The sequence below is a fragment of the Nocardiopsis sp. Huas11 genome (genome assembly GCF_003634495.1).
GTDB lineage: Bacteria > Actinomycetota > Actinomycetes > Streptosporangiales > Streptosporangiaceae > Nocardiopsis.
This window is the reverse complement of the sequence record NZ_RBKY01000001.1, coordinates 2,734,673-2,754,782: the sequence shown is the minus strand read 5'-3', so window position 1 is coordinate 2,754,782 and position 20,110 is coordinate 2,734,673. Positions and strand designations below refer to the sequence as shown.

The 20,110-nt window shown below is 70.7% G+C and carries 20 protein-coding genes and 1 tRNA gene; 9 read left to right on the top strand and 12 right to left on the bottom strand.

The window, feature by feature from the left end:
- Positions 1–7 precede the first annotated feature (7 nt).
- The 5 genes from DFP74_RS12425 to DFP74_RS12400 form a co-directional block, all read right to left on the bottom strand.
- Complete coding sequence (locus DFP74_RS12425) at positions 8–1,270, bottom strand: activator-dependent family glycosyltransferase (RefSeq protein ID WP_121181844.1); 1,263 nt, start codon at positions 1,268–1,270, stop codon at positions 8–10.
- Positions 1,267–1,830, bottom strand: a complete 564-nt coding sequence (locus DFP74_RS12420) for a GNAT family protein (protein ID WP_121181843.1) — start codon at positions 1,828–1,830, stop codon at positions 1,267–1,269. Before DFP74_RS12420 ends, DFP74_RS12425 begins: the two co-directional genes overlap by 4 nt.
- Positions 1,831–2,122: 292 nt before the next feature.
- A complete protein-coding gene (locus tag DFP74_RS12415; protein WP_233570938.1) occupies positions 2,123–2,227 on the bottom strand; it encodes a SapB/AmfS family lantipeptide in 105 nt (34 codons plus the stop codon).
- 347 nt (positions 2,228–2,574) lie between these two features.
- Positions 2,575–2,676 carry a SapB/AmfS family lantipeptide gene (locus tag DFP74_RS12405; RefSeq protein WP_121181840.1) on the bottom strand — a complete coding sequence of 34 codons (102 nt, stop codon included), beginning with the start codon at positions 2,674–2,676 and terminating at the stop codon, positions 2,575–2,577.
- Positions 2,677–2,846: 170 nt separating this feature from the next.
- Positions 2,847–2,945 (bottom strand): SapB/AmfS family lantipeptide, encoded by a 99-nt coding sequence (locus DFP74_RS12400; protein ID WP_121181839.1) that lies wholly within the window; start codon positions 2,943–2,945, stop codon positions 2,847–2,849.
- Positions 2,946–3,412: 467 nt separating this feature from the next.
- On the opposite strand from DFP74_RS12400, the gene DFP74_RS12390 reads away from it, so the two are divergent.
- Together DFP74_RS12390 and lanKC are read left to right on the top strand one after the other, a co-directional pair.
- Positions 3,413–4,024, top strand: coding sequence for a GNAT family N-acetyltransferase (locus DFP74_RS12390; RefSeq protein WP_121188204.1), 612 nt, complete (start codon positions 3,413–3,415; stop codon positions 4,022–4,024).
- The gene (gene lanKC, locus DFP74_RS12385; protein ID WP_121181837.1) at positions 4,021–6,546 is read left to right on the top strand and encodes a class III lanthionine synthetase LanKC; all 2,526 of its coding nucleotides are present in this window, start codon (positions 4,021–4,023) and stop codon (positions 6,544–6,546) included. The genes DFP74_RS12390 and lanKC overlap by 4 nt, the downstream gene beginning before the upstream one ends.
- Positions 6,547–6,595: 49 nt before the next feature.
- Here the strand turns inward: lanKC and DFP74_RS12380 are convergent, their stop codons facing one another.
- Complete coding sequence (locus tag DFP74_RS12380; RefSeq protein WP_370013369.1) at positions 6,596–7,585, bottom strand: ATP-binding cassette domain-containing protein; 990 nt, start codon at positions 7,583–7,585, stop codon at positions 6,596–6,598.
- 353 nt (positions 7,586–7,938) lie between these two features.
- Here DFP74_RS12380 and DFP74_RS12375 point away from each other — a divergent pair, with 353 nt between their 5' ends.
- The 3 genes from DFP74_RS12375 to DFP74_RS12365 all read left to right on the top strand — a co-directional run bounded on the left by DFP74_RS12375 (position 7,939) and on the right by DFP74_RS12365 (position 9,861).
- A complete protein-coding gene (locus DFP74_RS12375; protein WP_121181836.1) occupies positions 7,939–8,793 on the top strand; it encodes an ABC transporter permease in 855 nt (284 codons plus the stop codon).
- 289 nt (positions 8,794–9,082) lie between these two features.
- On the top strand, positions 9,083–9,685 hold the full coding sequence (locus DFP74_RS12370; protein ID WP_121188202.1) for a dTDP-4-dehydrorhamnose 3,5-epimerase family protein: 603 nt from the start codon (positions 9,083–9,085) through the stop codon (positions 9,683–9,685).
- A gap of 89 nt (positions 9,686–9,774) precedes the next feature.
- Positions 9,775–9,861, top strand: a tRNA-Ser gene (locus DFP74_RS12365).
- Positions 9,862–9,945: 84 nt separating this feature from the next.
- On the opposite strand, the gene DFP74_RS12360 is transcribed toward DFP74_RS12365, so the two are convergent.
- A complete protein-coding gene (locus DFP74_RS12360; protein WP_121181835.1) occupies positions 9,946–11,205 on the bottom strand; it encodes a DUF418 domain-containing protein in 1,260 nt (419 codons plus the stop codon).
- A gap of 112 nt (positions 11,206–11,317) precedes the next feature.
- Between DFP74_RS12360 and DFP74_RS12355 the strand changes: the two genes are divergently transcribed.
- The gene (locus tag DFP74_RS12355) at positions 11,318–11,599 is read left to right on the top strand and encodes a TetR/AcrR family transcriptional regulator C-terminal domain-containing protein (protein ID WP_121181834.1); all 282 of its coding nucleotides are present in this window, start codon (positions 11,318–11,320) and stop codon (positions 11,597–11,599) included.
- Positions 11,600–11,692: 93 nt separating this feature from the next.
- Here DFP74_RS12355 and DFP74_RS12350 read toward each other — a convergent pair whose 3' ends face one another.
- From DFP74_RS12350 to DFP74_RS12340, 3 genes are all read right to left on the bottom strand, one after another.
- A complete protein-coding gene (locus tag DFP74_RS12350; protein WP_121181833.1) occupies positions 11,693–12,202 on the bottom strand; it encodes a TspO/MBR family protein in 510 nt (169 codons plus the stop codon).
- Between the two features lie 136 nt (positions 12,203–12,338).
- Positions 12,339–12,797, bottom strand: coding sequence for a hypothetical protein (locus DFP74_RS12345; RefSeq protein ID WP_121181832.1), 459 nt, complete (start codon positions 12,795–12,797; stop codon positions 12,339–12,341).
- Positions 12,781–14,334 (bottom strand): MFS transporter, encoded by a 1,554-nt coding sequence (locus DFP74_RS12340; RefSeq protein ID WP_233570936.1) that lies wholly within the window; start codon positions 14,332–14,334, stop codon positions 12,781–12,783. Before DFP74_RS12340 ends, DFP74_RS12345 begins: the two co-directional genes overlap by 17 nt.
- A 103-nt stretch (positions 14,335–14,437) precedes the next feature.
- Here DFP74_RS12340 and DFP74_RS12335 point away from each other — a divergent pair, with 103 nt between their 5' ends.
- Positions 14,438–15,313: a helix-turn-helix transcriptional regulator gene (locus DFP74_RS12335; RefSeq protein ID WP_121181830.1), complete on the top strand. Its 876-nt coding sequence runs from the start codon at positions 14,438–14,440 to the stop codon at positions 15,311–15,313.
- Positions 15,314–15,371: 58 nt separating this feature from the next.
- On the opposite strand, the gene DFP74_RS12330 is transcribed toward DFP74_RS12335, so the two are convergent.
- On the bottom strand, positions 15,372–16,349 hold the full coding sequence (locus DFP74_RS12330) for an NAD-dependent epimerase/dehydratase family protein (RefSeq protein WP_121181829.1): 978 nt from the start codon (positions 16,347–16,349) through the stop codon (positions 15,372–15,374).
- Positions 16,350–16,477: 128 nt separating this feature from the next.
- On the opposite strand from DFP74_RS12330, the gene DFP74_RS12325 reads away from it, so the two are divergent.
- Together DFP74_RS12325 and DFP74_RS12320 are read left to right on the top strand one after the other, a co-directional pair.
- Positions 16,478–17,203, top strand: coding sequence for a TetR/AcrR family transcriptional regulator (locus tag DFP74_RS12325; RefSeq protein ID WP_121181828.1), 726 nt, complete (start codon positions 16,478–16,480; stop codon positions 17,201–17,203).
- Between the two features lie 59 nt (positions 17,204–17,262).
- Positions 17,263–17,985, top strand: coding sequence for a VOC family protein (locus DFP74_RS12320; protein ID WP_233570935.1), 723 nt, complete (start codon positions 17,263–17,265; stop codon positions 17,983–17,985).
- A gap of 111 nt (positions 17,986–18,096) precedes the next feature.
- On the opposite strand, the gene DFP74_RS12315 is transcribed toward DFP74_RS12320, so the two are convergent.
- Entirely contained in the window at positions 18,097–20,061 is a 1,965-nt protein-coding gene (locus DFP74_RS12315; RefSeq protein ID WP_121181826.1) for a M3 family metallopeptidase, read from the bottom strand.
- Positions 20,062–20,110 lie beyond the last annotated feature (49 nt).

Here is a 20,110-nt window from a genome sequence, read left to right as displayed (position 1 = left end):
CCCGGCCTCAGTCGAGTGTGGTCAGGGTCCTGGCGAGGTCGGCGGGGGCGGGCATGGCGGCCATGCGGTCACGCACGTCGCCCGCCGCGGCGGTGTGGCGAGAGTCCTCCAACAGGAGGCGGACCTCTCGTTCCACGCTCTGGGCGGTGACCTGGTCGGGGGCCAGGAGCCGGCCCGCTCCCGCGCGCTCCACGAGCCGGGCGATCAGCACCGTGTCGAACATGTTCGTGCCCGGTGTGAGCAGTTGGGGGACACCGTGGGACAGGGCCGTCAGCGCCGAACCCGGCCCGCCGTGGGTGATCATGGCGGCGCAGGTGGGGGCCAGCGCGTGCAGCGGGGTGTAGTCCACCAGCCGAACGTTCGGGGGCACCGTGCCGAGGCGCTCGCGCTCCGCGTCGGGAAGCGTGGCCACGACCTCGGCGTCCAGGTCCGCCAGCCCCTCCAGGACCGCGGAGAGGTCGATCTCGTGGCCCCCGTACCACTCGGTGGTGCTGCTCCCCAGACACAGGCCGACGCGTGGGCGGTCCGGCGGAGTGCGCAGCCAGTCGGGTACGACCGCGCGGCCGTTGTAGGGGACGTAGCGCACCGGCAGGTAGCGGATGCGCTCCGGGGTGGGCACACGCAGCGGTGAAGGGACCTGCTCGATCGTGGCGTGTCCGGTCACCAGGGTCTCGGAGAACTCCACCCCCTGGCGCACCGCCATCCGGGTGAGCCAGGCGGCCAGGGGGTCCTCGCGCTCGTCCTCCGGCTGCTCGGCCCATCGGGCCAGGAACCGCTCCCTGATGCGCGCGAACAGATCGGCGCCCCACAGGTAGCGGACGTGGCGGACCCCGCAGGCCTCGGCGGCGACCGCCGCCGAGAAGGTGATGGGCTCCCAGACCACGAGGTCGGGACGCCACGCGCGGCACAGGTCGGCCAGGTCGTCGGCCATCGGCTCGTTGACCATCCGCCACCACCACGTCAGGGCCCTGTCGTAGCCCTCGCGGAGGTAGTCCCACGTGAGGACGTCGTCGCTGTCCTCGGCCATGTCGAAACCGAAGTGCTCGGCCGGCCTGCCCGGGAGCAGACGGAGCTTGTGGCGCAACACCCGCCTGAGCTGGTGGTCGCGCCCGACGCTCGCGTAGGGCAGGCCGACGGCGCGCACGACGGGTTCGAGCGCGGGCTGGCTGGCCACCAGCACCTCGTGGCCCGCGGCTCGCAGGGCCCAGCCCAGGGGGACCAGGTTCAGGAAATGGCTGCGCTCGGCCTCCGTGGCGATGAGAATCCTCATCCCGCCGCCCCCGCCCCCACGGCCTCCTCGACGAACCCCGCGCCCCCGTGGTCCCAGTCGTCCCGGAACACCGCGAAGACGCTCACGTCCCGCAGCCGGCCCTCATCGAGCACGTATTCGGTGAGCAGGCCCTCCCTGACGACGTTCGAGGAGACGGCGCGGAGTGCCGACAGGGACCTCTCGACGGTCCAGAAGTTGATCTTGCGCACGCCCCACATGGCGAAGGCGTAGTTGATCGCGAGGGCGTAGGCGTGGGCGAGGACCGCGTCGTCGGTCCTGACCGGGTCGGCCACGACGGAGCAGTCGACATGGCGCGAGTTGAGGCCGAGCGCGTGGAGGGAGGAGTACCCGACCACCTCCCCGTCCCCGCCCTGGATGAGGAACTGCGCCGACACCCGCTCGTGCTCCTTGGGCCACAAGGACCTGAACACGTCCCTGCTCGGAAGTCCGGACAGCCCCCGTTCCTCGAGTTCGTCGAGGACCGCGTCCCCGAAGCGCACCCGTGTCGGAACCAGTCGTGTCAGGGGGGTCGACACGTGGGGGTAGATGATCCTGGTCAAGAGCTCTCCATGATCCGTTCGGTCAGGGATGGGGGACGGCTCGGACACACGCTCGCCGAGGCCGGCCACCCGTACAGCGCGGTATCCGTCCTCGGAGCGTGTGGGAGGGGGCCTGGGCCGAACCCGGCCTAGGCCGTGTTTTTCTGAAGGCTTTCGGATCAGCTCGCGGCCGTCAGGCCGTCTCTCGCAAGACGATGTGCGAAGTTCAGCCTGGTGGTGCTGCACGGGCGCAGAGGCGCAGCGAGAGGCGGTCCTGGCGGCCGCGAGCCCGGAATGCTGCAAAAAACACGGCCTAGTCGCAGCCGCAGGTATGGGTGATCGCGCTGCAGAGCAGAACCGACTCGTCGACCACGCTGCCCATCCCCTGCAGGGACAGAACGTCAGAGAGAACCACCACGGAACTCCTTTCCGAGCGGCACCGGCCCGAGCACCCGAAGGGTAAGGTGACCGCCCCATTCGCGGCGGGGCCACCTCGCCCCCGGGCAGAGAACATCCGCCTTCAAAGGGCACACGAAGGGCTACCCGCAGTCGCAGGTAACGCTGATGCCGCTGCAGAGCAGAACCGACTCGTCGACCACGCTGCCCATCCCCTGCAGGGACAGAACGTCAGAGAGAACCACCACGGAACTCCTTTCCGAGCGGCACCGGCCCGAGCACCCGAAGGGTAAGGTGACCGCCCCATTCGCGGCGGGGCCACCTCGCCCCCGGGCAGAGAACATCCGCCTTCAAAGGGCACACGAAGGGCTACCCGCAGTCGCAGGTAACGCTGATGCCGCTGCAGAGCAGAACCGACTCGTCGACCACGCTGTCCATCCCCTGCAGGGACAGAACGTCAGAGAGGACCATCACATAACTCCTTTCCGAACATAGAAAGCCAACACCGACGGAAAGGAACCTAGCAAGCCCACGGAGCAACAAGGACCGTTGCGGCCGGAGCGGGGCGACCGCTCCGTTCCTGGAGCGGCCGCCCCTGCCCCAGAGCGTAGGACGTCCGCGCTCAGGGCGCGTTCACGCCACTAGCACTGGCAGGTAGCGCTCATGCCACTGCAGAGCAGAACCGACTCGTCGACCACGCTGTCCATCCCCTGCAGGGACAGAACGTCAGAGAGAGCCATCGCAGAACTCCTTTCCGAACATAGAAAACCGACACCGACGGAAAGGAACCTAGAACAAGCCCACGGAGGAACACAAGAACCGTTGAGGCCGGAGCGGGGCGGCCGCTCCGTGCCTGGAGCGGCCGCCCCTGCCCCAGAGCGTGGGACGTCCGCGCTCAGGGCGCGTTCACGCCACTAGCACTGGCAGGTGACGCTGGAACCGCTGCAGAGCAGAACGGACTCGTCGACCAGGCTGTCCATCCCCTGCAGGGACAGAACGTCAGAGAGAGCCATCGCAGAACTCCTTTCCGAACATAGAAAGCCAACACGGGCGGAAAGGAACCTAGAACAAGCCCACGGAGGAAGACAAGAACCGGGATCACACGCTGCGACGACGACAGGACCTTCCGGGCTCCTGTCCCGCCAGCGGGACAGGAATGACCCCGCGCGCGCCCCCGCGGATAACTCCCATGGATAAGGTTCCGTCCATGCTGACCCTCCACCTAGAGACGCCCCGCATCACCTTCAGGGCCATGCAGGAAGAAAGCGTCCCGGAACTGTACAACCTACTGATGAAACTGGGCCTGGAAAGCCTGCCGTCCCTGGATGAATACACCGAAGGGTACAGAAAGGTGGTAGAGGACGGCCTGGTCGAGATGATCGAAATAGAACTCAAGCAGACCGGGGAAACCGTCGGCTTCGGCTCGATCCGGGAACACGATCCGGCCGGCCACGTGAAACTCGGCATCTTCACCGATTCCGAGAGACTTCCCGTCGGGGTGGGCGCCGAGGCGATGATGATGCTGGTCAACTACTCATTCGCCACTTGGGAGGACCTGCGGAAAGTGTACGCGATGACGACCGAGGCGAGCCTGAAGTCGTTCAGTTCCGCGCTCGCGACGTCGCCCCGTGAGGCCCTGCTCAGCGAACAGATGTATTTCCAGGGGCGCGCCTGGGATCTGCACTACTTCTCCGTCACCAGGAGCAGTTGGACCGCGCACGGCAGGCCCATCCTCGACCGGATCGTCAACGGAAAGCGCTCCGGGCGCCCGACCGACAGCACCCAGGCTCCCCCCACCGCGACACGAGGTGCCCAGTGATCGAACTCATCGAGATGTACACCCTCGCGGACCGGTCCTTCTACGAGACACCGGTCCGCATCCCCGATGACTCCCCCCGGTCCCTGTGCCCCCCGGCACGGTTCACCGTCACGGACAGGGAGGCGCCGCCCGGATGGCGCACGCGCGTGGAAGGCCTGTGGAACGTGGTCTTCCCCGAGGAACCGAACCTCCCCGAACAAGGGTGGAAGATCCACGTCTCCACCACCCTGGACGAGGCGGACCGGACCTGCGCGGACGTGTGGGACTACTGCGTCGCGAACGGCCTGCCGTTCAAGTACCTGTTGAACAAGAACATCGCGGTCGTGGTGAACACCAAGTACGCGGCCAGGGGATCCAGCGGAAAGCTGGTCACCGTGTACCCGCGGGACGAGGCCGAGCTGCACAAGACCCTTCTCGGACTCTCCGAGCGGATCGGCGGCCGCCCCGGCCCCTACGTGCTGAGCGACCTCCGTTGGGAGCAGGGCCCCCTCTACGTCAGGTACGGGGCCTTTCGCCTCATGACCTGCCTCGACGCCGACGGGGAGAAGGTGCCGGCCCTCCGCCGGCCCGACGGGGTGCTCGTGCCCGACCGCCGGGCGCCGGTCTTCACCCCTCCCGGCTGGGTCACCCTTCCGGACTTCCTCGCCCCGCACCTGGCGGCCCGCTCGGGGTCGGGCGAGAACGAGGAGAGGCAGCCGTACGTCGTGGAGGAGGCGCTGCACTTCTCCAACGCCGGGGGCGTCTACCGCGCCCGCAGCGAGAGGACCGGGGCGCAGGTCGTGCTGAAGGAGGGCCGGCCGAACGCGGGCGTCGACTTCGACTTCCACGACGCGATCGCTCGCCTGCGACGGGAGGAGGCCAACCTCCGTGCCCTCGAAGGCGTGGAAGGGGTCCCCCGGCTCGTCGACAGCTTCGTCCTCGGGGGGCACTTCTTCCTCGTGGAGGAGTTCGTCCAGGGAAGGCCGCTCAACGCGTGGTGCGCGCTCCACCACCCCGGGGTGCGGACCGACGCCTCACCCGAGGAGCTCTCGGCGTTCACGGAGCGCGCCCTGGCCGTCTTCGACCGGTTGGAGCGGGTCCTCGCCGCGATCCACGAGCGCGGCCTGGTCTTCGGCGACCTGCACCCGAACAACGTCATGGTCGACGACGACGGCAACGTCACCCTCATCGACTTCGAGGTGGCCTTCGACCGCTCCCAGGAGGACCACCGCGCCCCGATGAACGCCCCTGGATTCGCCAAGCGCGGCCTGACCGGGCGGGCGGTGGACCGCTACGGCCTGGCGGCCACCAAGCTGAACACCCTTCTTCCCTTCGCCCGGATCGCGGCGCTCGACCAGGGAAAGATCCCCGAGCTGATGCGGGTGGTGCGCGAGTACTTCCCAGTCCGGCCGGACTGGGCCGACGCTCTCGAACGTGACCTGCTCGCGGGTGAGGACGTCCCGGCCGGGCAGGACGCCCGGGTGGAGCCCGAGGAGATCGGCCTCGGCATCCTGGCCTCGGCCACGCCCGAGCGGACGGACCGCCTCTTCCCAGGGGACGTCCGGCAGTTCGTCAGTGGCGGGTACGGCATGGCGCACGGGGCCGCGGGCGTCCTGTGGGCCCTCGACGCCGCGGGGCTGGAGCGCCGGCCGGAGCACGAGGAGTGGCTATTGGAGGCCGTCCGGGACCTGAAGTCGCCCCGGATCGGCTTCTACGACGGCGTCTCCGGGGCCGCCTACGCCCTCGACCACCTCGGGCACACCCGGGCCGCGACCGATCTGCTGGAGCGGTACTCCGAGGAACCGGTCGGAGGCATCTCCCTCTACGCCGGTATGGCGGGCGTGTGCGCCAACCTGGCGCACTTCTCGGAACGGCTGTCGGACCGGAGCCTGCTCGACCGGGCGCTGGAGTTGGCGCAGAGGCTGGAATCGCAGGTCCGGTCCGTGTCCGACTCCGGTGACCACGGTCCGGCCGGGAGCAGGGCGGGGCTGATGCGCGGTTGGAGCGGAGTCGCCCTGGCCCTGGTCCGGCTCCACCGGGCCACGGGGGACACCGCCCTGCTCGACACGGCGGTACGGGCCCTGCACCTGGACCTGGACCAGTGCGAGACGAGTCCCGAAGGCACGCTCCTGGTGCGCTCCTCCGGGAGCAGGGGGCTGCCCAACATCGACGGAGGCGCGATGGGGGTGGCCCTCGCCGCCGACGAACTCCTGAGGTACAGGCACGACGACCGGTGCGCCGAGACCGTCCCGCTCCTGTTGGACTCGTGCCGCGCCCTGTTCCACGTGCAGGCGGACCTCTTCTACGGCAAGGCGGGGCAGGTCGCCACACTGGCCCGGGTCGGGGGCCGCTCCGAACTGCTGGAGGACCGGGTCCGCGAGCTGGAGTGGTACGCGCTCCCCTTCCGGGGCCACACCGCCTTCCACGGCGGCAGGCTGCCGCGCTTCAGCATGGAGCTGGCCTCGGGGACCGCCGGCGTCCTCCTGGCGCTGTCGGCCGCCCGCGGCGACGGGGACGCGTTCCTCCCGTTCTTCAGCGAGTAGTGACGGGCCCCGTGGCCCCTCGCGCCACCGCGGCGGGGGGCGGGGCCGGCTACGCGGGCAGGGGGTCCTGCTCGGCCGCGGAGCCCGGCTCCTGGTCGAGCGCCCTGCCCGTACGTTCGAGGAAGACGTCGTCCAGGGAGGGGGAGCTGACCCGGACCGAGGTGATGGGGCTCCTGACCCGGGAGAACAGGTCCGGCAGGAAACTGCTCCCCTCCTTCACGGAGAAGCGCACCGTCGACCCCTCCACGGACGTGTCGATGCCGAACTCGGTCCGTACGTCCTCCGCCAGGGCCACGGCGTCCTCCGCCGTCACCTCCACACGGTCACGGCCGATGCCGGCCTTGAGCTCGGCCGGGCTGCCGAGCGCCACGATCCTGCCCTGGTCGACGATGGCGATCCGGTCGCAGTGCTCGGCTTCCTCCAGGTAGTGGGTGGTCATGAAGACCGTGACCCCCTCCTCCTTGTTGAGCCGGTGGACGCGTTCCCAGATCTGCTCCCGCGAACGGGGGTCCAGGCCGGCGGTGGGCTCGTCGAGGAAGAGCAGGCGGGGGCTGTGCAGGAGGCCCCGCGCGATCTCCAGGCGACGGCGCATACCTCCGGAGAACGTTCCGGCCAGGCGCAACCGCTCATCCCACAGTCCGACGTCGTGCAGCGCCGCGGTGACGCGCTCGTCCACCTGGGCGCGCGGCACACCGTAGATCTCGGCGTGGAACCTGAGGTTGTGCCAGGCGGTCAGATAGCGGTCGAGGGTCTGTTCCTGGAAGACCAGGCCGATGTTCCGGCGTACCTGGGCCCGCTCCCAGAGGATGTCGTGCCCCGCGACCTCGCCGACCCCGGCCGTGGGGGTGAGGATCGTCGCGAGCATCCCGATGAACGTCGACTTGCCCGCGCCGTTGGGACCGAGCAGACCGAAGAGCTCCCCCTTCTCCACATCGAGGTCGATCCCGCGCACCGCGTGAACCTGCCCATAGCTCTTCTCCAGATCCCGGACCATGATCATGGGATCGTCCGCGCCGCTTTCCTCGAAAGCGTTGTCCACCTGTCCTCCAAAATGAAATGTGAACCGCATGAATTCCGGCGCCCATGACGATGAACGCGTCGACACCGGCCACCCTGCCACCCACTCTGACCAGGGCATGAATTCGCGAGGGGCGCAGGATCCGGTCATCGGTGAAAACGCCCTCCCCGCAGGCGATACCCCTGGACGCGCTCAGGAACATACGTGACCGGGAATGCGAGCACAAGCACAAAGTCCGTGGAAGTGAAAGTGGCACGGCCTCCGGTACGTTGTCGTCCTGATCGAACCGCGCCCGAGGAAATCGAAGCGGCCGAAGACCGCTACTGTCGGCACGAACTCACGACTGGCGCACCCCTCTCTCCAGAGGAAGACGAATGAACACACAGACCACGCCCCTCACCACCACGCCCTTCGGGTTCGCCCATGATCTTCGGACCGTGGGAGTGGTGGTCAAGAGGGATCTCTTCCGGTTCGTCCACGACATCAGCCGTGCCGTCTCGATGCTCCTCCAGGCGCTCCTCTGGCTGTTCGTGATCGGGGTCGGCTTCGGCTCCCTCATCCCGAGTGGGAGCGACGGCCTCGCCCTGAGCACGGTGATCTTCCCCGGCGTCCTGGTCATGACCACCATCAGCGTCGCGCTGGTCTCGGCCGCCAGGATCGTGACCGAACGGGAGACAGGGTTCCTGCGGGGGATGCTCGTGGCCCCGGCACGCCGTTCGGCGCTCATCCTCGGCAAGGTACTGGCCGGAGCGATCCAGGCCACCATCCAGGCGTGCATCGTCCTGGCGATGGCGGGACTGGCCGGGATCCCCTACGCACCAGGGCTCATGCTCAGCCTCCTCGGACTGATCTTCCTCGTGGCCCTGACCGCCTCCTCCATCGGCGTCCTGCTCGCCATCTCCGTCAAGGAGAACGAGGCCTTCATGGGCCTGACCACGCTCGTGATCTCCCCGCTGGTACTGCTCTCCGGCGCCATGTTCCCCCTCGGCAACCTGCCGACGTGGCTGTCCGCGATCGCGCTCGTCAACCCGATCACCTACACCGTCGACCCCATGCGGCAGATGGTCTTCAGGTATCTGGACGCCGCGCCGGAGACCGAGGCGCTCTACAACAGCGGGGTCGAGTGGTTCGGCTGGCGGGTCCCCTGGGGGATCGAGGTGGGCCTGGTCGCGGGAGCCTGTGCGTTCATCGTCGCGCTCACAGTGGCACGGTTCAACAAGACCGACTGAGGCCGGCCGAGCGCGGGACCGGCGGCCCGACCGGTACGGGGGCGGATCGGTCCGGTCACACCCCGTGCTCCCGGCCGCGGTTCTTGTACTCTCATCCCCCGGTGCTACAGGTGGGGTTCCCGACCGCGGGGCCCGCCGAGGATCCGCGAGGCACGGCCCAGTCCTGTTCCCGAGCCGTCGCGCAACGCGGCACGGGTCGGGAAGGGGCACAGTGAGAGGTGAGGAGAGCATGCCCGAGAACCGACGGAGCGGGCGAGAGTCCCTCCCGGGTCCGGTGGAGACCGAGACGATGAGCGTGCGCGCCTTGGACGTCGAAGGCGCCTTCGAGTTCACCCCGCGGGTCTTCCCGGACGAGCGCGGGATCTTCGCGTCCCAGTTCCAGGAGAGCGCGTTCACCCAGGCGGTGGGCGGACCGCTGTTCCCCGTGGCGCAGATCAGCCACAGCAGGTCCAAGCGCGGCGTCGTGCGCGGGATCCACTTCACCGCGGCCCCTCCGGGAGCGGCCAAGTACGTCTGCTGTCCGCGTGGCCGGGCCCTGGACATCGTCGTGGACACCCGGGTCGGTTCGCCGACCTTCGGCCGGTGGGACGCGGTCCTCCTCGACCCGCAGGACCTGCGCGCGGTCTACTTTCCCGTGGGGGTCGGCCACGCGTTCGTCGCCCTGGAGGACGACACCGTGATGTCCTACCTGCTCTCCGCGTCCTACGTGGCGGAGAACGAACTCGCGGTCTCCCCCCTGGATCCGGAACTGGCGCTGCCGATCCCGGAGGGGCGCGCGCCTGTGATGTCCGCCCGGGACTGGGCGGCGCCGACGCTGGCGGAGGCCCGGGTGCGGGACGTACTCCCCTCGTACGAGCGGTGTCAGGAGATCCAGCGGGCGCTGTGGAGGTGACCGCGACGGCACCTGGGACGGCCTCCCCGGGCGTCCGCGGACCTTCGTTTTGCGCAGCGGACCGCGGGGCCGTAGTCTGGTGCGAGCCAGGAGGATTCGCCTAGAGGCCTAGGGCGCCGCACTGCTAATGCGGTTGGGGGGCAACCCCCTCATGGGTTCAAATCCCATATCCTCCGCGCTTGGACCTGGGGCCTTCCGCACGACGGAAGGCCCCAGGTCCTTTTTCGTACTCCGGGGACCGCTGGACCGGACGCTTCCGATCAGCGCGCGTGCTCGCCGGTCGCCCTCGGGCGACCGTAGGTGAGCCGCCGGAGCAGGACCTCGGCCGGGCCGCGCAGAGAGCGTCGCCGCATCAGGTCGGCGCCGACGACGGTGACGCCCCAGACGCCCACCGCGCAACAAACCGCGAAGAGGGTGGGCTCCTCGAACCGGGTGCCGAGCGCGAACGTGTACGGCGACGCCAGGACCACCCACACGAGCGACTGGAACAGGTAGCCGCTCAGCGAGCGCTGCCCGAGCGCGGCCAGTGCGCCGACGACGACGTGAGGCGTCCCCGCCTTCGACGGCGCCAGGGAGAGCAGCCCGAACAGCGAGACGTAGCCGATGCCGCCGAACACACCGGACACCTGGTGCAGCACGCGGATCCACGTCGCGGCGAACTCGTCGGCGCGCAGCAGGCCCGCGTCGAACAGGCCCATCGGCAGGCCGCCGGCGACGCCGACGGCGAATCCGCCGACGACGCCCGCCCACAGCATCCGGCGGTGGGCCGCGGGAGCCTCCAGCACCCGGTGCCGCGCGGCCCACGCGCCGAACCAGACCGGCAGCAGGAACCCGGCCACGATGAGTCCGGTGTGCACCGGCCACTCCCCCAGGCGCGCGAGGACGGAGGCCGGGTAGGTCGACGCGCTCAGGGACGACGTCTCCTCCAGCACCGACGCGGGGACCGGTGCCCCGGAACCGGTGGCGAGGGCCCAGGCGACCAGACCGCCCAGACCCAGCACGTACACCAGCAGCACGCCCCCGATCCACCGGAGGGCGCGGTACACGCGATCGCCGCGGCGCAGGAGCACGAGCGTGAACACCAGGCCCAGGACGCCGTACGCCCCGAGGATGTCGCCGGAGAAGAGCAGGGCTCCGTGCACCAGACCGAAGACGGCCAGCCAGCCGTTGCGGCGCAGCAGAACCGCGCGAGCCGCCCTGGGGGAACCGGTGACCGCGTCCTGCCGTCGCGCGATCTGGACCAGGCCGTAGCCGAACATGATGGCGAACATCGGGATCGCGCGTGCTTCCACGAGCGTGGACATGGCGATCTCGAAGGCCCGCTCGGCGCCGCTCATCGTCTGCCCGCCGTGGGCGGCGACGAAGAAGACTCCGGTCGTGTGAGCCAGCGCGATCAGCAGCAGCATGGCCCCGCGTGCGAGGTCGGGGGCGAGCGCTCGTTCGGAGTCCCTCGTCGGCCCCCGTGACGGGGGCCGGGCGGGCTCGGGGACGGGGTGCGGCGTGGCCCGGGTGTCGGTCATCGGGGAGGCTCCCAAGGAAATTGAGTACTCCATACACTGTATCTGATACACAGTACAGCGTTCTATCCTCGGGGCAAGGCGGGACGTCGCAACGCCGATCGTCCCGCGGCCGGTGGTCCGAGGGAGAGGACGAAGACGCGCGCTGAGCGCGGGCGGGCAGGAGGCCCCCGGGGAGGAGGAGGCGGCCGGCCTGGCGGAGTACTCCGCGATCCTCACCGAGGTCCTTGAGCCCGAGACCTACCCCGCGCTCGCCGCGGCGGTCGGGGCGGACGCCTTCGGCGGAGGTCAGGACTGGATCGACGACGGCGACTTCGGCTTCGGACTCGGCCTGCTCCTCGACGGCGTCGAGTCACTCATCCGGGCTCGCCGTACGACGCACGACCAGGCACGGTGACCCGACGACCGTTCGCCCGGTCCGCACAGCACCCCGACCGGCCGGCACCTGGCGCACCTGGCGCACCTGGCGCACCTGGCGCGCCCGGCCGGGCTACCCGCCGAGGTTGAGCCGCCACATGGTGAAGCTCAGCAGCGCGGCGAAGGTCGTCCAGGCCCAGTAGGGGACCAGGAGCCAGGCCGCCGGGCGCGAGAGCCTCGCGAAGAGGGCGATCGTCGCGGACAGGACCACCCAGAGCACGGCGATGTCGGCGAAGGCGGTCCCGCGCAGCCCCAGGGTGAAGAACAAGGGGCTCCACGCGGCGTTGAGCAGCAGCTGCAACGCGAACAGCGAGAGCGCCAAGCGCGCCCCCTGCCAGCCGAAGCGTCGCCATACCAGCCATCCCGCCAGGGCGATCATGGCGTAGAGGGTCGTCCACACGGGGCCGAACAGCCAGGACGGGGGCGCCCAGTCCGGCTGTTCGAGCCGTGCGTACTCCTGGGCGGTGTCAGGGCTCAGGAGCACGCCCGACAGAGCGGCGGCGGCTACCGCCGCCACGAACACCACGAGGCCCGCCAGCGCTCTGGCGCCACCGTGTCGCTGCTCGGACGGTGTGATCGTCACGTCCGCCCTCCCTGGTCGCCGTACGCCAGAGACCGCGGACCGGTACTGACGCCTCACACAGCGTCATTCCACCTGCGCGCCGAATTAACCTCGAAAAGCGAGCATCTCTGTATCCGCGCTGTTTTTCGGCGCGTGCTCACCGCCCGGCGGTGGTCCAGCAATGGCCGGCCACGCCCCGCTCGGTCTCGTGGTCGGTGGCCCGGAGCTCCAGGTCCCACCCCTGCGCGGCCAGCCAGGCCTCGACGGCCGCCTTCTCGTGCCGCAACGAGTGGTACCGGGCCCGGCAGCGGTCCCGCCGCGCGGTGTTCCTCGGTGCCTGGCGCAGCGCACGGGCCGCCTGAGCGACGCGCCGTTCATAGAACACGTCGATGACGGCGGCGGCGTTCGCGTGACTGAGGTATCCGTACTGCTGCCACGCGGAGAGGTCTTCGGCGTGCAGCTCCGCCATGGCCTCCCCCGCGCCCCGCTCGGCCCCGTCCGCCTGTCGCGCTTTGCGGTACACGCTCAGCGTCCTCTCCAGGCGGCCCGCGAGGAACTCCTCGATGGCCGCGCACGCGGCGGCTTCGGTGTCCCGGGTGTCAGACTCCTGCACCATGGTCGTCCACCACTCCCTCCGCAGCCGATTTTAGGCCCGTGTCCGGGACTTCTCGAAGGTCACGCGGCCGGGACCGGGGCAGCCAGCGCAGCGCGGCGGCGCCGAGCACGGCGTGGAGCGCCGACGCGACCAGAGCGACCAGGTGCAGTCCGCTGACGAAGGCGGACTCGGCCTCCAGCACCGCGGCGCCGGCGAGGTCGGGCAGGTGGAGCGTCTCCTCCAGGGTCGGGGCCAGGCCCGGCCCCTCCAGGCGGAACACGAGTGCGGCGAGCGAGCCGAGGAGGGCGATGCCCAACGCGTTGCCGATCTCGTTGCTCGTCTCGGCGATGGCCCCGGCCGACCCGGCGCGCTCGACCGGCACCGCGCCGACGGCGGTGTCGGCGACGACGCTGAAGGAGATCCCGTAACCGATGCCCGCGACGGCGGCGGACAGGATGTACCAGCCCGTCCCGCCCGTGACCGTGGTGGCGAGGAGGAACAGCAGCCCCACCGCGATGGCGGCGTGCGCGGTGACCAGCACCGCGCGCTTGCCCACGCGGTCGACGACGGCGGGCGTGACGATCGACGTGATCGTCAGGACGGCCGCGCCCGGCAGGGCGAGCAGGGCCGCGGTGAGAATGTCCAGTCCGAGGACGGACTGCAGGTACATCCCGGCCAGGTAGGCGATCGCCGACCAGGCGGCCAGCGGCAGCAGGCCCGTGATGATCGCGATGGTGAAGACGCGGTCGCGGAAGAGGGAGAAGTCGATCAGCGGGTCGGCGAGGGTGCGCTGGCGCACGACGAACCAGGCGACCAGGGCGACGCCGACCGCGAGGGCGGCCAGGGCCGGGAGGGACACCCCTTCGGCCGCCAGGTGCTTGAGGCCGTAGATCGCCAGCAGCAGGCCCGCCGCGGAGGTCGCCACGCTCAGGACGTCGACGCGTCCGGGACGGGTCGCGCGCACCTCGCCGAGCAGGATCGGCGCGAACACCAGGAACAGCGCGATCACGGGGAGGTTCACCAGGAAGACCGAGCCCCACCAGAACCGCTCCAGCAGCACGCCTCCCACGACGGGGCCGATCGCGAAGCCGGCCGCGAACGCGGCGGCGAAGATGCCGATGGCGCGCGCCCTGAGCCGGGGCTCGGGGAACAGCTCGCTCAGCACGGCGAGCGCGGAGGGCAGCAGGGTCGCTCCGGCCACCCCCATCACGGCCCGGGCGGCGATCAGCAGTTCGGGTGTGGGGGCGAAGGCCGCTCCGACGGAGGCGAGTCCGAACACCGCCGCTCCGATGAGCAGCAGTCGCAGCCGGCCGTAGCGGTCACCGAGGTTGCCGAAGGCGATCAGCAGGGAGCCGACCGCGAAGCCGTACACGTCCAGGATCCACAGCGCCTGGTCGGCGCTCGGCGCGAGGGCCTGGCTGACCCGGGGCATGGCCAGGAACAGGATCGATCCGTCCATGGACACGAGGAGGACCGGCCCGAGGACGACCAGGAGGCCGAGCCAGGCGCGAGGGGCCGAGGAGGTGCCGACATTGCGTCGTCGTGGTGTCTTCGTCATGCCGATCATGCTGGTCGCGGGCCGACGCCCCAGCCATCCCCGTGCTGTGGGTACACCCGACAGGTACAGGCTGGACCGCGGCGGACCGTCTAGGGTCGGCGGCATGGAGAGCCTCGGGTCGTTTCTCAAGAACCGCCGTGACCGGATCACCCCCGCCGACATCGGTCTGCGGACCTACGGGTCCTCCCGGCGCGTGCCCGGCCTGCGCCGCGAGGAGCTGGCCCAGCTCGCCGGGGTGAGCGCGGGCTACTACACGCGGCTGGAGCAGGGCCTGGCCGAGACCGCCTCCGACCAGGTCCTCGACGCCCTCGCGCGGGTGCTGCGGCTCGACGACGTCGAGTCCGCGCACCTGCGCAACCTCGCCCGCCGTTCCACGAGGTCGGGGTTGAGCGAACCTCCCGAGGAGCACCCGCACGACCGCGTCCTCGCCCTCCTCGACTCGCTCGACGAGGCCACGCCGGCGGTCGTGCTGGGCCGACGCGGCGACGTCCTGGCCTGGAACCGCGCCGGCCACGCGCTCACGGCCGAGCACCTGCCCTTCGACGCCCCGCGCGACCCGGCCAACCGACCGTCCGTCCCGCGCCTGTTCTTCCTCGACCCCCTCACCCGCGGCCTCTTCCGGAACTGGTCCGAGCTCGCCGAGATCCACGTCGGCTACCTGCGCCTGACCGCCGGCCGCTATCCCGACGACGCCCGGCTGGCCGCCCTCATCGGCGAGATCACCATGGGCAGTTCCACGTTCGCCACGCTATGGGCCGAGGGCGAGGTCGCCGACTGCACCGCGGCGCCGATGCACGTCCAGCACCCCACGGCGGGCGCGCTCAGCGTGACCTACCAGGTGTGGCTCCAGCCGGACAGCCCGGACCACCGCCTGGAGGTCTACACCCCGAACGATCCCGGCTCGGCCGACGCGCTGCGCCTCCTGGCCCGGCCGCAGGAGGCGTCGAGCGACGAAGAGCGCGCCCCACTGCGGTCGTAGCCGCCCCGTGGGCCCGTCCCGCGGCCCCCGTCCCACCGCCGCGTGCCGGGGCCGCCCGTCACGACGCGCGGGCGGGCGCGCCGGCCCGGGCGGCCCGCGCGGCGCGGGCGCGCGCTTGGAGCCCCGCGGCCGTGGCGCGCACGATCTCCTGCCACGGGGTGGCCTCGATCCCGAAGACCTCGGTGGTCACGTCGGCGTCGATGACGTAGGGGGCGTCCCACTGGTAGAGCAGCTCCCCCATCTCCCGCAGGAACGGTGAGAAGGGGAAGGTCGCCCGCAGCAAGGGGCGCGGGATCCGCGACACGGAGCGGCGGCCCACTCCGAACTCCCGCGCCATGTCGGCCACCATCTCCCGCACCGTGCGCGCCCTCGGCGAGGGCACGTGCCAGCCCAGCCCCCACGCCCGCTCGTCGGTGGCCACCGCTGCCAGGGTGCGGGCGACGTCGGGGACGTAGGTGACGCTGTGCACCAGGTCGGGGTCGGCGAAGGTGAGGACGCGGCGACGGGTGCGCGCCTGGTCGGCGTAGAGCTCCGGGTAGCTGCCCATGGGGTTCATGGAGCCCATGTAGTCCGAGGCGCGCACCTCGGTCACCCGGACCGCGCCGGCCTCGTGGCGGGCCAGCGCCTCCGACCAGATCCGCGCGCGCATCCGCCCCTTGTGGTCGGTGGCGGCCAACGGGAGGTCGCGGTGCATCGGTCCCTCGACCGGGCCGTACCCGTAGAGGCAGCCGCCGATGGCCAGGACCGCCCCGGTCCGCTCGGCGGTCTCCAGCAGTGACGCCGCCAGCGGGGGCCAGAGGCGCTCCCACATCTCGTAGGAGGGCGGGTTGGCGCAGTTGTAGAGGACGTCGGCGCCCCGGGCGAGCCGGGAGAGCTCGGCGGCGTCGGTCGCGTCGGCCCGGACCCGCTCGACCAGGGGGTGGTCGGGGCCGCCGCCGGAGCGAGTGACGATCCGGACCCTGGTCCCGGCGTCGGCGAGCTGGAGTGCGAGCGAGGTGCCGAGCGCACCCGCGCCGACGATGACGTGGAAAGACATGGTGGACCCTTCTCCGGTGGCGACGAGAACACTGATCTCGCTTAAGAGCAGCGTTCCACCATGAGGCCACCGAGTCAAGATCAGTGTTCACACTTCACATCACTGATCTTTCGTGGCAGACTCGCCGCATGCCTGGCATCCGAGACCGCGTCCGCACCGAGTACGTCGCCGAGATCACCGAGGTCGCCCGCCGCCACCTGGCCGAACACGGTGCCGCGGGCCTGTCGGTGCGCGCCGTCACACGCGAGCTCGGCATGGCCGCGTCGGCGGTCTACCGGTACTTCCCGAACCGGGACGCGCTGCTGACGGCGCTCATCGTCGCGGCCTACGAAGGGGCCGGTGAGGCGGCCAGCCAGGCGGAGTCCGCCGTCGACCGCGACGACCACGCCGACCGCTGGATCGCCGTCTTCCGGGCGGTGCGCGCGTGGGCGCTGGCCCACCCGCACGAGTACGCCCTCATCTACGGCTCACCGGTCCCCGGCTACTCCGCTCCCCGGGACACCACCGAGCCGGCCACCCGCGTGGTCCTGCTCCTCACCCGGATCGCCCACGACGCCCGCCTGGGCCCGGGATTGACTCCCGCGGACCCCGCGCCGCTCAGCGAGGAGCTGCGGGCCGACCTCGTCGCCCGGATCGAGCACATCGCCGCGGACATGGACGCCGAGCGGGCCGCGATGCTCACCGACGCGCCTCCGGAGACGGCACTCGCCGTCATCGACGGATGGACGACGCTGTTCGGGACGGTCGGCTTCGAACTCTTCGGGCACTACGACAACATCATCGACGCCCGCGAGGCCCACCTGGAGCGCGTGGCACGCGCGACGGCACGCGCGGTCGGCATCCCCGGCGCCTGAGGCGACCGGGCCGCTCACACCCCGGTCGGCCAGGGCGTGTACCGGCAGAACCGGTAGGCGTGGTCGACGAAGGCTGCGAGGATGCGGTCATGGAGCAGACACTGAGCCGGCGGGAAGCGTCGGAGGCGGTCCAGGACCACGGGTGGCGCTACATCCTGGGCACCTTGCAGACATCGGTTCCGGTCGGGACGCTGGCCCAGGCGATCAGCGTGGCAGCGGACGCCGTCGCGGTGTGCGGCGACGATGCCGACCGCCATCTCCGGGTCGACGTCCGCCCCGATCGGGCCGTCCTCACTCTGCAGTCGTCGCACCACGCGTCGGTGACCACCCGGGATGTCGAACTCGCGCGTTCGATCTCCGCCACCGCTGACACGTCCGGGTTCGGGCCGGAGCCCGGAACAGGAACGGGGGCACCACGGTCCGTCCAACTGCTGGAGATCGCGATCGATGCCCTGAGCATCGCCGACATCCGGCCGTTCTGGAAGGCGGTGCTGGGCTATACCGATGAGGCGGGCGCCGAGGGACCGGAGGATCCGCTCGTCGACCCGGTCAGGCAGGGCCCGGCCCTCTGGTTCCAGCAGATGGACCACGCGCGTCCGCAGCGCAATCGCGTCCACATCGACATCAGTGTTCCGCATGACGAGGCGGCCCGACGGGTCGAAACCGCGCTGGCGGCCGGGGGCCGGCTCGTGTCCGCGACCCGTGCCCCCGCCTTCTGGGTGCTCGCCGACCTGGAGGGGAACGAGGCCTGTGTCACCACATGGCAGGGCCGAGACGGCTGACGACGTACCGGTCACGGACACTCGTCGACGGCCGCCGCCCGGTCCATGTCGGAGGCCGTCCCGGCTGCCTGCCCCGGGGCGACGACGGCCCCGTTCGGGCCCGCCGCGCCCCTAGTCCAGACCCTTGCGGCGCAGCAGCGGGCCCATCTGCGCGTCGCGCCCGAGGAACTCCCGGAAGGCGTCCAGGGGGTCGACGCTGCCTCCGCGCGCCAGCACCAGCTCCCGGAAGCGGTCACCGTTCTCCCTGGTCAGGCCGCCGTTGGCGGTGAACCACTCCACGCTCTCCGCGTCGAAGACCTGGCTCCACACGTAGGAGTAGTAGCCCGCGTGGTAGTCGCCGGCGAAGATGTGCAGGAAGTAGGCGGTGCGGTAGCGGGGGCGGACCTGGGCGAGGTCCAGGCCCCACCGCTCCAGCGCACGCGCCTCGAACGTGGACGGGTCCACCTCCTCGCCGGGCTCGATCCGGTGCCAGGACCAGTCGAGCAGGGCGGCCGCGAGGTACTCGACCGTGGCGAAGCCCTGGTTGAACCGCTCGGCCTCGGACAACTTGGCCACGAGGTCGCCGGGAAGCGGCTCGCCTGTCTCGTGGTGCCTGGCGTAGTCGGCGAGGATCTCCGGCCAGAACATCCACATCTCGTTGACCTGGGACGGGTACTCCACGAAGTCGCGCGGCACGTTGGTGCCCTCGACCCGGGGGAAGCGCACCGCGGAGAACAGGCCGTGCAGGGCGTGGCCGAACTCGTGGAAGGCCGTCCGGACCTCGTCCAGGGTGAGCAGGGCCGGTCCGGTCTCGGGCTTGGTGATGTTGAGGTTGTTGACGACCACCGGGCGTTCGTCCAACAGGTACGACTGCTCGACCAGGTTGTGCATCCAGGCGCCGCCGCGCTTGGTGGGGCGGGCGTAGGCGTCGAGCAGGAAGAGTCCGAGCGCGGTGCCGTCCTCGTCGAAGACCTCCCACACGCGCACGTCGGGGTGGTAGCCGCGCAGGTCGTCCCGCTCGGTGAGGGTGACGCCGTACAGGAGGGCGGCGGCCCGGAAGACCCCGTCCTCGTAGACCCGGTTCAGCTCGAAGTAGGGCCGCAGCGCGTCCTTGTCGATGTCGTAGCGCGCCCGGCGGACCTTCTCGGTGTAGAAGGACCAGTCCCACGGCTCGATGGCGTGCCCGGCCTGCTCGGCCAGGACCTCCGCCTCCTTCAGGGTGTTGCGGACGGCGGGCCCGATGAGCTGTTCGAGCCGCTCCTCGACCGCGTCGACGGTCTTGGCCGTCTGGTCGGCGACCTTGAACGCCGCATGGTCGGGATAGCCGAGCAGGGCGGCGCGCTCGGCGCGCAGCGTCGCCATCCGCACCGCGAGGGCGAGGTTGTCCGGGGCGCGCTCGGTGCTCAGGGTGTAGAGCCGCTCGCGCGTGCCACGGTCGGTGAGCTGGGCGAGCGCAGGCTGCACGGTGCTGTTCAGCAGCGGGAGGACGTACTCGCCGTCCTTCTCGATCGCCTTGATCCGTGCCTCGTCGAGCCCGTCGAGCTCGGCGGCGTCCCGCACCACCAGCGCGGACTCGGTGGCCGACCTCAGGGCGTTCTGCGCGAAGTCCGTGGAGAGCTCGGCGAGCTCCCCGTTGATCTCACGCAGCCGGGCCTGCCGGTCCTCGTCCAGGTCGGCTCCGGCCTTGACGAAGTCGGTGCGGTACCGCTCCAGCAGCCGGGCCTCCTCCGGGTCGGCCGCGGTGACGCGCTTGATCCGCTCCCACAGGGGGCGGTGGAGCGCGATCGCGTCCCTGTGCCGGGCGATCCGCGGCGCCATCTCCCGCTCGATCGCCCAGATGCCCTCGCTGCCGTCGGACTCGGCCAGGGTGTCGAGCACCGTCTGGACGCGGTGCAGGATCCGACCGGACCGCTCCAGGGCGGCGAGCGTGTTGTCGAAGGTCGGCGGCTCGGGATCGTGCGCGATCGCCTCGACCTCGGCCAGGTGGTCGGCCATGCCCCGCTCGTACGCCGGGACGAAGTGTTCCTCACGGACGGCGGCGAAGTCCGGCAACCCGTAGGGCAGGGCACTGGGCGCGAAGAAGGGGTTGTCGGTCAAGACCGGGGCTCCTGGAGTCGGCTGGGCACTGCTTGCCGTTCTACCGCGC

What these genes read in the sequence shown, in the direction of transcription:
- DFP74_RS12345 (WP_121181832.1), bottom strand. Translation starts at nt 12,797, where the DNA reads ATGGTGCAGGAGTCTGACACCCGGGACACCGAAGCCGCCGCGTGCGCG.
- DFP74_RS12330 (WP_121181829.1), bottom strand. Translation starts at nt 16,349, where the DNA reads ATGTCTTTCCACGTCATCGTCGGCGCGGGTGCGCTCGGCACCTCGCTC.
- DFP74_RS12340 (WP_233570936.1), bottom strand. Translation starts at nt 14,334, where the DNA reads ATGACGAAGACACCACGACGACGCAATGTCGGCACCTCCTCGGCCCCT.
- DFP74_RS12370 (WP_121188202.1), top strand. Translation starts at nt 9,083, where the DNA reads ATGAGCGTGCGCGCCTTGGACGTCGAAGGCGCCTTCGAGTTCACCCCG.
- DFP74_RS12325 (WP_121181828.1), top strand. Translation starts at nt 16,478, where the DNA reads ATGCCTGGCATCCGAGACCGCGTCCGCACCGAGTACGTCGCCGAGATC.
- DFP74_RS12390 (WP_121188204.1), top strand. Translation starts at nt 3,413, where the DNA reads ATGCTGACCCTCCACCTAGAGACGCCCCGCATCACCTTCAGGGCCATG.
- DFP74_RS12400 (WP_121181839.1), bottom strand. Translation starts at nt 2,945, where the DNA reads ATGGCTCTCTCTGACGTTCTGTCCCTGCAGGGGATGGACAGCGTGGTC.
- DFP74_RS12405 (WP_121181840.1), bottom strand. Translation starts at nt 2,676, where the DNA reads ATGGTCCTCTCTGACGTTCTGTCCCTGCAGGGGATGGACAGCGTGGTC.
- DFP74_RS12360 (WP_121181835.1), bottom strand. Translation starts at nt 11,205, where the DNA reads ATGACCGACACCCGGGCCACGCCGCACCCCGTCCCCGAGCCCGCCCGG.
- DFP74_RS12375 (WP_121181836.1), top strand. Translation starts at nt 7,939, where the DNA reads ATGAACACACAGACCACGCCCCTCACCACCACGCCCTTCGGGTTCGCC.
- DFP74_RS12335 (WP_121181830.1), top strand. Translation starts at nt 14,438, where the DNA reads ATGGAGAGCCTCGGGTCGTTTCTCAAGAACCGCCGTGACCGGATCACC.
- DFP74_RS12425 (WP_121181844.1), bottom strand. Translation starts at nt 1,270, where the DNA reads ATGAGGATTCTCATCGCCACGGAGGCCGAGCGCAGCCATTTCCTGAAC.